The 13,375-nt window shown below is 42.9% G+C and carries 9 protein-coding genes; 8 read left to right on the top strand and 1 reads right to left on the bottom strand.

Annotation, left to right across the window (positions count from 1 at the left end; translation table 11 throughout):
- Positions 1–140 precede the first annotated feature (140 nt).
- From BIZ38_RS13030 to BIZ38_RS12995, 8 genes are all read left to right on the top strand, one after another.
- Positions 141–1,346, top strand: a complete 1,206-nt coding sequence (locus tag BIZ38_RS13030) for an efflux RND transporter periplasmic adaptor subunit (RefSeq protein ID WP_187490445.1) — start codon at positions 141–143, stop codon at positions 1,344–1,346.
- 14 nt (positions 1,347–1,360) lie between these two features.
- Positions 1,361–4,534, top strand: a complete 3,174-nt coding sequence (locus BIZ38_RS13025; protein ID WP_187490444.1) for an efflux RND transporter permease subunit — start codon at positions 1,361–1,363, stop codon at positions 4,532–4,534.
- A gap of 105 nt (positions 4,535–4,639) precedes the next feature.
- Complete coding sequence (locus BIZ38_RS13020) at positions 4,640–5,233, top strand: PilZ domain-containing protein (protein WP_054553092.1); 594 nt, start codon at positions 4,640–4,642, stop codon at positions 5,231–5,233.
- A gap of 84 nt (positions 5,234–5,317) precedes the next feature.
- A complete protein-coding gene (locus BIZ38_RS13015; protein ID WP_187490443.1) occupies positions 5,318–6,376 on the top strand; it encodes an agmatine/peptidylarginine deiminase in 1,059 nt (352 codons plus the stop codon).
- Entirely contained in the window at positions 6,369–7,262 is an 894-nt protein-coding gene (locus BIZ38_RS13010; protein WP_054553061.1) for a carbon-nitrogen hydrolase, read from the top strand. The genes BIZ38_RS13015 and BIZ38_RS13010 overlap by 8 nt, the downstream gene beginning before the upstream one ends.
- Positions 7,263–7,292: 30 nt before the next feature.
- Entirely contained in the window at positions 7,293–10,766 is a 3,474-nt protein-coding gene (mfd, locus tag BIZ38_RS13005; RefSeq protein ID WP_187490442.1) for a transcription-repair coupling factor, read from the top strand.
- On the top strand, positions 10,766–11,599 hold the full coding sequence (locus tag BIZ38_RS13000; protein WP_187490441.1) for a peptidoglycan binding protein CsiV: 834 nt from the start codon (positions 10,766–10,768) through the stop codon (positions 11,597–11,599). The genes mfd and BIZ38_RS13000 overlap by 1 nt, the downstream gene beginning before the upstream one ends.
- A gap of 11 nt (positions 11,600–11,610) precedes the next feature.
- A complete protein-coding gene (locus BIZ38_RS12995) occupies positions 11,611–11,874 on the top strand; it encodes a hypothetical protein (RefSeq protein ID WP_054553091.1) in 264 nt (87 codons plus the stop codon).
- Between the two features lie 49 nt (positions 11,875–11,923).
- Here the strand turns inward: BIZ38_RS12995 and BIZ38_RS12990 are convergent, their stop codons facing one another.
- Positions 11,924–13,300: a hypothetical protein gene (locus BIZ38_RS12990; protein ID WP_187490440.1), complete on the bottom strand. Its 1,377-nt coding sequence runs from the start codon at positions 13,298–13,300 to the stop codon at positions 11,924–11,926.
- Between the last annotated feature and the right edge of the window lie 75 nt (positions 13,301–13,375).

The raw sequence follows: 13,375 nt of genomic DNA, 5'->3' as shown, positions 1-13,375 counted from the left end.
CAAAAAAGTAAACTACAGGGTGTACCTTTCTCTTTTTTGGGTATAAACTAAACGCTAAATGAATATGCATAGTGACGTCTTTCATGCTAATAGACTATTTTTTATGCATACCTACTTAACAATTGGACTGTGGAGTAAACATGCGTCTGCCTTTCGCACCTGCCAAATTATCATTATCTGCGTTGTTATTAGTTTCTGCTCCTTTGCTACTGCAAGGTTGTTCTGAAGCGCCACAGCAACAACAGGGTCAAATGCACCCCGCTGCTGTCGCGACTATGACAATGGAAACTCACGATGCCCCTTTTACGATTGAGCTGCCAGCGACGCTGTCTGGTTCAAAAGAAGTTGAAGTTCGTGCCCGTGTTACCGGTATTCTTGAATCACGCAACTTTGAAGAAGGTCAGCGTGTAGAGCAAGGCCAATCACTGTTTACAATTGACCTTGAACCTTATCAACTTGCGGTTGATCGTGCGCAAGCAGCACTTGATGGTGCAAAAGCAGCGCTTGTTCAAGCTGATCGTGATGTTAAACGATTAGCTAAACTACGTGCCGAAAAGTCCGTTTCACAACGTGACTACGATAACGCTAGTTCAACCAATGATATTGCTAAAACTGATTTAGCAGCTGCAAAAGTTGCCTTAAAAGAAGCGCAACTAAACCTTGAATATGCGCAAGTAAAAGCCCCTGTTGCAGGTGTAATGGGACGTGAGTTTGTTTCTGAAGGCACTTATGTTTCTGGTCCAGATTTATTACTGACTCAAATGACTCAGTTTGACCCTATTCGTATTCGTTTTGGCTTATCTGAACGTGAACAACTGCAAATGCGTCAAGATGTTAAAAATGGCTCACTGACATTACCTGAGCAAGGCCATTGGAAAACACAAATTAAACTTCAAGACGGCTCGTTATACGGACAAACCGGTGAAGTTAACTTCTCTGATGTGCGTATTAATCCAAACACAGGTACCAGTGAGTTTCAGGCAATTATTCCTAACCCTGATTTTCAACTTCGCCCGGGCCAATTCGTGCGCGTTGAGTTAAGTGGTGCAGTACGCAAAAACGCTTTCATCGTACCGCAACGTGCAGTACTTGATAACGGCACCGGTAAGTTTGTTTATGTAGTAAGTAAAAACGAGCAAGGTATGGATGTCGCTTTACCTGCCCCTGTTACTGTAGGTGAATGGATCAAAAAACCAGAAAACGAGCAATACCAAAATTTTTGGTTAATTCGCAGTGGGTTAAAAGAAGGCGACCAAGTTATTGTTGATGGCATGGCACGTATTTTCTTCCCGGGTATGCCAGTCAATGTTGGCCAACCTGCCGCTAACCCTAGCCACGCAGAATAAGCACAGGGAGTCTTATGTTTTCTCGTTACTTTATAGACAGACCCATTTTTGCGTTTGTTATCTCTATTGTTATTGTGCTTGCGGGCCTTGCTGCGATGCGCAGTTTACCTGTGGCGCAATATCCTGAAATAGCACCACCGGTTGTACAAGTAACCGCAGCCTACCCGGGTGCATCTGCCGATGTGCTTGAGCAAACGGTAGCGACACCGATTGAAAATGCCATTACCGGTGTTGAAGGCATGATGTATATGTCATCAACGTCAACCAGTGCAGGTTCAACCACCATCGAAGTTACTTTTGAAATTGGTACTGATGTTGACCAAGCAGCCGTTAACGTAAACAACCGTGTTAAGCAGGTTGAAGCGCGTTTACCTGAAGAAACACGCCGCCAAGGTGTGGTGGTTCAAAAAGGTTCTTCTAGCTTTTTACAAGTTCATGCCTTCTACTCACCAGATGGAACACGTTCAAGTTTATGGACATCAAACTATGTCACTATGAACGTGCTAGACCGTGTTAAACGTATTCCAGGCACTACCAGTGTACAAATTTTTGGTGCCAAAGATTACGCAATGCGTATTTGGCTGCGCCCTGATGTAATGAGCCAATTAGGTGTCACTGTTGAAGAAATTGCAGGGGCAATCCGTGTTCAAAACTCACAATACGCGGCAGGTAAAATTGGTGCTACACCTACTACGCAATCTCCACAAGAGCTCGTTTACAGTGTGACTGCACAAGGGCGTTTGTCTGAGCCTGAGCAGTTTGAAAATATCATTATTCGTTCAAACACAGACGGCAGTAGCTTACGCTTAAAAGACGTTGCCCGCGTTGAACTTGGCTCAAAAGATTATAACTTCAAAGGGACAATTAACGGTAAAGAAGCGGTACTGTTAGGTATCTTCTTGCAACCCGGAGCTAATGCCCTTGATGTAGCTGAAGAAGTAAACAGTGTTATTGAAGAAATGAAAAGCCAGTTCCCTACCGGACTTGCACATTTAACCTCGTACGACACAACCCGCTTTGTTGAAGTATCAATCCGTGAAGTTGTAAAAACACTGCTTGAAGCCATGGTATTAGTATTCTTAGTGGTGTACTTATTCTTACAAAACTGGCGCGCCACGCTTATTCCAACTCTTGCAGTGCCAGTATCACTACTGGGCACATTTGCCGGCATGTATATGCTGGGTTACTCAATTAACTCACTCACCTTATTCGGTATGGTGCTGTCGATTGGTATTGTTGTTGATGATGCCATCGTGGTGCTTGAAAACGTTGAGCGTATCATGCACGAAGAAGGGCTAGGTGCTAGAGAAGCCGCTGTTAAAGCGATGGGCGAAGTAAGCGGCCCGGTGGTGGCAATTGTTTTAGTACTTTGCTCAGTGTTTGTGCCAATTGCGTTTTTAGGTGGCTTAACCGGTGAGTTATTCCGCCAGTTCGCTATTACTATTTCGATTGCTGTAAGTTTATCGGGTGTCGTTGCTTTAACGATGACGCCAGCGCTTTGTGTACTTATTTTAAAACAAGAACACAAGCAAACTGCCCGCTTCTTCTTATGGTTTAACGACATGTTTACCAAGATCACCGGCCGTTACGTTGGTGCTGTTGGATTTATGGTGCGCCGTGGTCTGTTAGGGCTGATCTTAATGACAGGTATGATTGCCGCAACGATTGGCCTTTGGCAAAACACCCCAGGTTCGCTTGTGCCAGATGAAGACCAAGGTTATTACATCTCTGCAATTTTCTTACCTGACGGTTCATCACTTGAGCGCACAGAGCAAGTCACGCAGCAAGTTGTTGAGGCCGTGCAATCAAACCCAGCGAACGAAAACGTGGTAGCGTTTACCGGTTTTGACTTTATTGGCGGTGGTTACAAAAACAGCGCTGCAACCTTATTCGTGACACAAAAACATTGGGATGAGCGTGAAGTTGATACCAAGGCACTGGTGCAAGAGCTCTTCATGAAAACAGCAGGTATTAAAGAGGCGCTCGTTCTTGCCTTTAATCCTCCGGCTATTTTTGGTTTAGGTAACACAGGTGGTTTTGAGTTTTACATTCAAAACAAAGGTGATAGCGACCCAGACAAACTTCAACATGCAATGCAGTTGATGACAGCTGAAGCACAAAAGAGCCCTATCATCAGTGGTCTGCAAACACTTTGGCGCCCTGATGCACCACAGCTACGTGTTGATGTTGACCGTGAACAAGCCCGCGCCATGGGTGTAGAAATTGATGATGCATTTACTGCACTTGCGGGTAACTTAGGTACTTATTACGTTAACGACTTCAATAAATTTGGTCGCGCATGGCAAGTACTAATGTCTGCTGACGCTGAATTTAGAATGAAGCCTGATGACATTGGTCGTATCTATGTTAAAAACAACCAAGGTACTATGGTGCCGCTTTCAGCCTTTACCACTATCGAGTATAGCCGTGGCCCTGAAAATCTTAACCGCTATAACAACTTACCTGCTGTTAAACTGATGGGTAATGCAGCGCCGGGTTACAGTTCGGGGCAAGCTATTGCTGAAGTTGAACGTATTGCACAAGCAGTATTACCACCTAATATGACCTACGAGTGGACAGGCTCTGCATTCCAAGAGAAACGCAGTTCAGGCACCACAGGAATTGCCTTAGGTCTTGCTGTGATCATGGTATTTTTGATTCTAGCAGCGCTGTATGAGCGTTGGTCACTACCACTGTCTGTGATGCTTGCCCTGCCATTTGGTACCTTTGGTGCGCTTATAGCGGTTTGGGTTGTTGGCATGACAAACGATGTGTACTTCCAAATTGGTCTGGTAACATTACTTGGTCTTGCCAGTAAGAACGCGATTCTTATTGTAGAATACGCCTTGATGAAACATCAACAAGGCTGGAGCGCAAGTACGGCTGCGCTTGAGGCTGCACGGTTACGTTTTCGACCAATCATTATGACTTCGCTTGCATTCATTTTAGGCGTAGTGCCTCTAGTACTTAGCTCTGGAGCAGGTGCAGGTGCCCGTCACAGTGTTGGTACCGGTGTCATGGGCGGTATGATCGCAGCGACATTCCTGGCTGTATTCTTTGTGCCGCTGTTCTTTTATTGGTTAACGGCGCGTAAGTTAACTGAAAAACGTTCAAGACAAGAGCTCGCTGATGAGATAGCAGAACATCATCAACAAGAACATGTTAAAACCCAAGAGGGTAACCTGTAAAAAATGAAGGGCAAACAATGAGTTTGCCCTTTTTTTTGATTATTTGATTACTAGCAATTTACTGCTTCGAACGCTAGTATTAAGGAAAGATGTGTGGAGTACAGCATGAATAATCAAAAATTAGCCGAATTTGAACAGTATTTTCAAATCAACGAGAGCAACCGTGTCAATTTATATGCGGTTGAACCAAGTGCTGTGCCAAAAACCAATGCTGAACTTGAAGCGGATATCCCTGCCCTATTTAAACTTGCCAACGAAGTAAACGAACTTGAGCAAACAAGCTTACGACCACTTCGTAATCTAGGTGATGTTGCACAAGAACTGGCGGCCTTTTTACAGGCGCAATCTCGTAAAATTGATTTAATCATGAGTCACATCTTAGCCTCAGAGCAGCCTGACGATAACGCAAACTATTGCGATAGTTATGGCGGTGGCGGTGTAAAACTTACCTCAGCTGATGTGTATGAATTAGGGCAAACATTTCGCACAAAATTATTCTTACAACACGAAGCATCAGCTATTTATTGCTATACCGAATTAGTGGCCATTGAAAAATGTGATGATGATAAATACCAATACACATTATTGTTTACTGCCATTCGCGATGCTGACCAAGATTTAGTCGTAAGAGCGGCCCTGCACGCACAAACACGCCAACTAAAAAAACGTCAGCAAGAAAACAATCAGCAAGACAAATAAAAATCACGCTGGATCGCGCACAAAAAGCTGACATCTATGGCTAAAATGCTAAACTAGCCCCACCTTAGTTTGTTTAATACCTTCATGAAATTTAGACTTTTACCTGAATGGGCTGAGCAAGATGCAGTTATGCTTACTTGGCCTCATCAAGACACAGATTGGGCAGCAAATTTAACCGCTGTTGAGCCTGTGTATGTAGCACTTTGCCAAGCAATAAGCCAACAGCAAGATGTTGTGATTGTAGCTCATGATAATGCCCTAAAAGCACATATTGAGGCATTACTTTCAAATGCAGATGTCGATGCTAAACGCATTCACTTTGTGGTGACACCGTGTAACGATACTTGGGCACGTGACCATGGCCCATTAACCTGTGCAAATATTGATGACGCAACAGAATTGAAAGTAATGGATTTTATTTTTAATGGTTGGGGCAATAAGTTTGCAAGTGATCTTGATAATCAAATTAATCAAGTACTTGTAAAGCAAGTCGCTAATTCTAAAAATGGCTATCAGCAAAGTGAACTGGTTCTTGAAGGCGGTGGCGTCGAGATCAATGAACACGGCGTGTTACTCACAACCAGCGAGTGCTTATTAAACCCAAATCGTAATCCTGAACTCACAAAAGCAGATATAGAACAAACGCTGGTTGAGCAACTGGGTGCTACGTCGTTTCTTTGGGTTGATCATGGTTACCTTGCAGGTGATGATACCGACAGCCATATTGATACGCTGGTACGTTTTGCACCAAACAACACGCTTGTTTATGTACAGTGTGATGATAAAAATGATGAGCACTTTGCAGCCCTTAATGCAATGGAAAAGCAACTGCAATCATTTAAAACAGCCGAGGGTGAAAACTACACGCTGATTGCCTTACCTTGGCCAAAAGCAGTGTTCGATGAAGATGGTGACAGATTACCTGCCACATACGCTAATTATTTAATTATCAATAAAACCGTGTTAGTACCAATTTATGGTGATGAAAACGATCAACTGGCGCTTGGTCAGGTTGCCAAAGCATACCCAGATCACACTGTAGTGGGTATTAATTGTGTGCCAATTATTCACCAATTTGGCAGCTTACACTGTATTACAATGCAATTACCGCGCGGCTTTTTAGCAGGAACAAACAATGACTAAACCAACGCATTTAAAGGTTGCTCTTGTTCAGCAATCAAACACCGATAATGCTCAAGACAATATGGCAAAATCAATTGCTGGTATTCGTGATGCAGCAAGCCAAGGCGCTAAGCTTATTGTTCTTCAAGAGCTACACCGTAGCTTATATTTTTGCCAAACCGAAGATGTAGACGTTTTTGATTTAGCAGAAACAATCCCGGGCCCAAGCACAGACACCTTAGGTGCACTTGCTAAAGAACTTAATGTGGTGATCGTGTCATCATTATTCGAAAAGCGCGCTACAGGACTTTATCACAATACCGCTGTGGTACTTGAAACTGACGGCAGCATTGCCGGTAAATACCGTAAAATGCATATTCCTGATGACCCAGGTTTTTACGAGAAGTTTTATTTTACACCGGGTGATTTAGGTTTTGAGCCTATTCAAACCTCTGTCGGTAAATTAGGCGTATTAGTGTGTTGGGATCAATGGTTCCCAGAGGCGGCACGCTTAATGGCAATGGCTGGTGCTGAAATTTTAATTTACCCAACAGCCATAGGTTGGGACCCGCGTGATGAAAAAGACGAACAAACTCGTCAAAAAGACGCGTGGGTTATTTCCCAACGCGCTCATGCAGTTGCCAACGGCGTGCCGGTGATCAGCTGTAATCGTGTTGGCCACGAAAGTGATCCAAGCGGTCAAAGTGAAGGTATTCAGTTCTGGGGGAACTCGTTTATCGCGGGCCCTCAAGGTGAAATCTTAGCCGAAGCGAACAACAGCGATGAGCAATTATTAGTTGTTGAATTAGACCAAGCACGTAGTGAAAACATACGTCGAATTTGGCCTTACCTTCGTGATCGTCGTATCGATCACTATCAGGACTTAACCAAGATTTATCGAGACTAAGCAGAAAAAACAGTTTTAAAGGAGTAGTAAATGGCGTTTGCGCAATGGGCAGCATTGCCTTGGGTAAAATCTGAAAAAGATAAAATTCAATGGGGACAACTTACCGGTAGCGGGCTTAGCATCGCTATCGCAGAAGGTGTAAAACAACACAACGAGCTGGTTGTGATTGTCACCCCAGATACGCCAAGCGCCCTACGCCTTGAAACTGAACTCGAATTTCTGTTGCCTGAAAACCCAGTCATGGTCTTTCCTGACTGGGAAACACTCCCATACGATCATTTTTCGCCGCATCAAGATATTATTTCTGCGCGCTTAGCCACGTTAAATACCTTAAAAAAAGAACAACAAAGCGTATTAATCGTGCCAGTGTCGACCTTGATGCTGCGTACTGCCCCTGCTTCGTTTATTTATGGTTCAACCCTTAACTTTAAAGTGGGCGATACCTTAGATACGCACACACTGCGTGAAAACTTAGAACAAGCGGGCTATTTACACGTACAACAAGTGATGGAGCATGGTGAATACGCGATTCGCGGCTCTATCGTTGACTTATACCCTATGGGTAGCCCGCACCCATTTCGTTTAGACTTTTTTGATGATGAGCTCGACAGCATTCGCTTATTTGATGTTGAAAGCCAGCGCTCAGATGAAAAGGTCGACAAAATTGAGTTACTGCCTGCTCACGAGTTTCCAACTAACGACGCTGACATTGAGCGTTTTCGTATCAACTATCGTGAACAATTTGGCGCAAGCTCTGAGCAAGACTCAATTTATATGCAGGTGACTAAAGGAACCTGGCCTGCGGGTATCGAATATTACATGCCACTGTTTTTTGATGAATTGGCAACTATCTTCGATTACCTACCAAGCAATACAACGTTTATGCATTTTGGCGATATTGAGCATGCTGCTGATCAGTTTTGGCATGATGTGAATGTACGCTACGAAAACCGCCGTGTTGATCCGCTCAGACCTTTACTTGAACCTGTAAAGCTGTATCAAAGCGTTAATGAACTATTTGGTGAGTTTGCTAAATATGCACGCATTCGTTTATCGCAAGCCAAGCTAGGCACCAAAGCGGGTCATACCAACCTTGCTAGTAAAGAGCTGCCAAATGTTCGTATTGATCATAAGTTACATGAACCGTACCAAGGTTTAATAAACTACGTTACTAGTGAGAAAAAACAAAAAGGCCGCGTGCTGCTCTCGGTTGAATCGGATGGCCGCCGCGAATCATTACTCACTTTATTAAAGCCTAGTGGTTTAAAGCTTAAAGAATTTGAATCGTTTAGCGATTTTACCAATAGTTCGAGTGATGTTGGCCTAATTGTTTCGCCACTTGAGCAAAGTGTGGTGCTAGACGGTAAACCGCGTTTAACCATTATCACAGAGCAAGAATTACTAGGCATTAAGGTTTCGCAGCGTCGACGCCGTAAACATAAATACGAAGCCAGCCAAGATGCGCTTATTCGTAACCTTGCTGAGCTACGCGAAGGCCAACCAATTGTGCACCTTGATCACGGTGTAGGCCGCTACCAAGGCCTTGAAACCATTGATGCTGCCGGTGTGATCACTGAGTTTGTTACGATTATTTACGCTAATGAGGCAAAACTATACGTGCCTGTTTCTGCGTTACATATGCTGAGCCGTTATTCAGGTGGCGAAGAAGGCTCTGCCCCGCTTCATAAGTTAGGCTCTGATGCGTGGGAAAAAGCAAAAAAACGTGCCGCCGAAAAGGTTCGTGATGTGGCTGCTGAACTCTTAGATATTTACGCTAAACGCCAAGCAAAGCCTGGCAATAAATTTAAGCTTGATGGCAGTGCTTATCGTCAATTTAGCGACAGCTTCCCATTTGAAGAAACTGACGATCAACGCAACGCCATTGAGTCTGTGCTCGGTGATATGCAAAGTAAGCAAGCGATGGACCGTTTAGTATGTGGTGACGTAGGCTTTGGTAAAACCGAAGTGGCAATGCGCGCAGCCTTTGTGGCAGTGAATGATAACAAGCAAGTTGCGGTACTTGTACCAACCACACTGCTTGCACAGCAGCATTATGAAAACTTTAAAGACCGCTTTGCCGATTTACCAATTGAGGTTGGTGTTTTATCGCGCTTTAACTCAACCAAAGAGCAAAAAGACACCCTAGATAAAATGGCTGAGGGTAAATTAGATATCGTGATTGGTACTCACAAGCTTATTCAACAAGATATTCAATTTAAAGATTTGGGCTTATTGATTGTTGACGAAGAGCACCGTTTTGGGGTGCGTCAAAAAGAAAAAATCAAAGCATTACGTGCCGATGTCGATATTTTAACGCTCACAGCGACCCCTATCCCACGTACATTAAACATGGCGATGAGTGGTATGCGTGACTTATCAATCATAGCCACACCGCCTGCGAAACGTTTAGCGGTTAAAACCTTTGTTAGACAAAGAGATGCTGAACTTATTCGTGAAGCAATTCTGCGTGAGATTAAACGCGGTGGCCAGGTGTATTTCTTACATAATAATGTTGAAACCATAGACCGAGTTGCTGAAGAAATTAGCGAATGGGTACCTGAAGCCAGCGTAACAACGGCACATGGTCAAATGCGAGAGCGCGAGCTTGAACAAATTATGAGTGATTTTTATCACCAAAAATATAACGTGATTGTGTGTACCACTATTATCGAAACCGGTATCGATGTACCCACTGCCAACACCATTATTATGGATAGAGCAGATAAGCTGGGTCTGGCACAGCTTCATCAGTTGCGTGGTCGTGTAGGCCGAAGCCATCACCAAGCGTATGCCTACCTACTGACTGGTAACCCTAAATCACTGAGTAAAGATGCGGTTAAACGCCTTGAAGCGATTGAATCACTGGAAGACTTGGGTGCAGGTTTTGCGCTCGCAACCCATGACTTAGAAATTCGTGGTGCCGGTGAGCTGCTTGGTGATGATCAATCAGGTCAAATGCAAACCATTGGTTTTAGTTTGTATATGGAAATGCTTGAGCAAGCGGTTAACTCCCTCAAAGAAGGTAAAGAGCCAACCCTTGAGAACCTACTCGGTCAACAAACTGAAGTTGACTTAAAGCTGCCAGCGTTATTACCTGATGATTATATTCATGATGTAAACGTACGTTTAGGAATCTATAAACGCATTGCAAGCTGTGCTAACCTCAATGATATGGACGAGTTACAGGTAGAGCTGATTGACCGTTTTGGTCTACTACCTGACGCCACGAAAAACCTATTCAGCTTGCAGCAATTAAAACTGCAAGCAAGTAATATTGGCATTAAGAAGATTGAAGCAAACCCGAAAGGCGGTTATTTTGAGTTTAGCCAGCATACAAAGGTTAACCCTAGCTTCATTATAGGTTTGATACAAAGTGCACCGCAGGTGTATAAAATGGATGGCGCAAACAAACTGCGCTTTGCAATTAGCGAAGCCAACGCTCGCGAACGCTTAAAAATGGTCACTGCAATGATTGCAGATTTCGAAAAAAAGGTTAGCCATTAATGTTGTTTAGAAATAGTTTACTACTGCTTTGTTGCTTTTATACAAGCTCGTCATTTGCAGCACGTTGGTTCGAAATAGAAGTTCTTATTTATAAACAGCGCCCAGCCCCTTATTTACAGGAAGATTTCAGTTTAAAACACGATGAGATCAAGGCAAAGCGTAGCAAAGATTTATTATCTCCTGCATACACAGCACAAGCGAAGCAAGCGTGTATTGAAGGTGATAGCCGCTTTCGCTCAAATTCGTTTACCGATTCTTTAGTGAATAGCAACCCTCACTCTAATGTATGTGACGACAGTGTTGATTTTTTAGCAAGCTATAATCAACTGCCTGTTACACCCGTTGTTGAGCCCCGTGAAGACACTGACGACATTTACTTAATGGCGCCAGAACAATTACAATTTGTTGAGCAAAAAAATCAGCTTGATAGAAAAGGCTTAACCCCTATTTTGCACACTGGGTGGCGTTTTCCTGAAATGAGTGAAAGAAACGCACCCAGTATCCGTTTATTTTCCGGTGAACACTTAGCAAAACACTCAACCCCAGTAGAGAATGAAAATAACGACTTTATAAGCCTAGTGGGCCCTACTGAGCGCTATATTCCCGACCAGTTGCAAAATGTGCCAAAGTGGGAATTTGATGGTTTAATGAAAATTTATGTTCGTCACTACCTATTTATAAACGCAGATTTTGATATTAGTCAGCGCCTAGAAAACGGTGATTACGAAAAAGCACGTTTTTCACAATTTAAACGTGTGATAAGTAACGAGATACATTATTTTGATCACCCACGTATGGGTATGATCGTGCAAATAAGACGCTACAACCATTAATGGATACAATTATGAAAAAATATATGGCAATTGCAGCAGCGGCTGCAACACTTACTTTAGCGGGTTGCTCAAAAGTAAATTTAGAGAACTACGAAAAAATTAAAATTGGCATGGATAAAACTGAGGTTGAAGCTATCTTAGGTTCAGCGGATAAGTGTGAAGAAAAGACATTACACACTAACTGTATTTGGGGTAACAAAGATAAAAATATCGAAATTACCCTAGTATCAGACAAAGTGTCGCTTTACAGCAAAACAGGTTTAGACGCTAAATAAACCGAAAAGGGTGGCCAAGGCCACCCTTTCATCTTTCATCTTTCATCTTTCATCTTTCATCTTTAAGAATATCAGTTTGCGAGTAAATGCGCTCAATATTAACAATTTTGCTGCGATTTAGAGTAATCTTGTAACGCTGATACAAAATTTCACCTTCGCTTTGTGTAAATACTAGTACCACATTTAACTGATAACGCCTCTCTACGGCTTTCTTAGAGATTTTATTACTATCAAGATGATAGAGCTTACCTTCCCCCCGCTTTAAGTAGCGAGCAAACGGTGCCAAGCTAAATTGCATGGTTTGTTGCAAGGTATCGTAGCCTGGTAAAAACTCTTTCGCGTTAACTTGTGTTTCGCTTGCAAAATGCAGCCACTGAGCAGCCTGTTTATTTTGATGTCGGCGCTTTGAAAAAATTCTTCTTACCGCTTTAGGCAGGCGTTTAAAACTGGTGTATTCAAGCCAAATGTATTGGCTGGCAATTTTGTCTTTGGTTATGCTGTTTTTAAACTGAAACCGCCATTTTGGTCGCCCTCTTACGATAGCTCGCCAGATCACGCGTGTGATGTCTTCTTTAAATATTTCACGAAGACCATAAATAACACCCAAGATCAAAATCAAGGTTGCTGTTACTTCGGTAAAATTTGAGCGAGCATTTAACACAACCAACATCACAAAGGCCATGATCACTGCGGTCACTGTACCCTTAACCATGCGCTTTAAATAACTGTTTAAATGCCGTGTAGTGCGATTAAGTACCACCCCATGTTCAATTAAACGTTGTAACAGGCGCATTTTATTAGTGATACGGTTGGCATCTTCGAGTGTTGATTGCGAATTATATTCTTGCTCATCACGATAACTGTTTTCAGCTTTGCAGAACTCTAATAAATCACTGCGCTCTTTTGCAAAATCACTACTGCGCGGCCCTTCATCCAATAGTTTCAAAAATGACTGCTCTACATGCCAACTTAAGTAGTTATCGGCGTTTTTATAAAATGGCAGCAGCTTTTCATCATCGGGGGTATAGCGTCTTAGCTTTTTCAACAAGCCTTTGGTTTGCTCGCACAACTCAATGGCTGCAGGGTAAAACTCATCGGCTTCTTGGTGTTTTAGGGTGTCTTTGATATCTGCATTCAGCGCGAGTCGAACTTGATAACAATATAAGTTTAAGTTTTGCCGATAATCTTGCTGTTCACCTTTGTTTTTACTAACAAAGCGGCTTCTTACTAAGGGTAAGTGAATGTTGTTAGCGTTATAAGCAAGGTGCGATTTAAAATTGTTGTTAAAGAATGATTCTTCGCTCAGTGTTTGTGGATTTACACTCATTTCATTCGGAATGGAGAAATACAGGTCGAGTCGTTGCTCTGTGCGTGGTTTAAGCTCAGGCTCAATAATAAAAGATAAGTTTTCGTCTTGTTTAAGCAATATCACCTCGTTTTTTAATAATGCTCCCTTAGTTTACGCGTTGATAGGCTTTCAGACAATAAAAAAGGCCCAGTA

It is taken from the genome of Pseudoalteromonas sp. BZK2 (assembly GCF_014349195.1).
GTDB lineage: Bacteria > Pseudomonadota > Gammaproteobacteria > Enterobacterales > Alteromonadaceae > Pseudoalteromonas > Pseudoalteromonas simplex.
Note: the sequence above shows the minus strand (reverse complement) of the source record. Positions and strands in the feature narration are given on the sequence as shown.

What these genes read in the sequence shown, in the direction of transcription:
- BIZ38_RS13030 (WP_187490445.1), top strand. Translation starts at nt 141, where the DNA reads ATGCGTCTGCCTTTCGCACCTGCCAAATTATCATTATCTGCGTTGTTA.
- BIZ38_RS13025 (WP_187490444.1), top strand. Translation starts at nt 1,361, where the DNA reads ATGTTTTCTCGTTACTTTATAGACAGACCCATTTTTGCGTTTGTTATC.
- BIZ38_RS13020 (WP_054553092.1), top strand. Translation starts at nt 4,640, where the DNA reads ATGAATAATCAAAAATTAGCCGAATTTGAACAGTATTTTCAAATCAAC.
- BIZ38_RS13015 (WP_187490443.1), top strand. Translation starts at nt 5,318, where the DNA reads ATGAAATTTAGACTTTTACCTGAATGGGCTGAGCAAGATGCAGTTATG.
- BIZ38_RS13010 (WP_054553061.1), top strand. Translation starts at nt 6,369, where the DNA reads ATGACTAAACCAACGCATTTAAAGGTTGCTCTTGTTCAGCAATCAAAC.
- mfd (WP_187490442.1), top strand. Translation starts at nt 7,293, where the DNA reads ATGGCGTTTGCGCAATGGGCAGCATTGCCTTGGGTAAAATCTGAAAAA.
- BIZ38_RS13000 (WP_187490441.1), top strand. Translation starts at nt 10,766, where the DNA reads ATGTTGTTTAGAAATAGTTTACTACTGCTTTGTTGCTTTTATACAAGC.
- BIZ38_RS12995 (WP_054553091.1), top strand. Translation starts at nt 11,611, where the DNA reads ATGAAAAAATATATGGCAATTGCAGCAGCGGCTGCAACACTTACTTTA.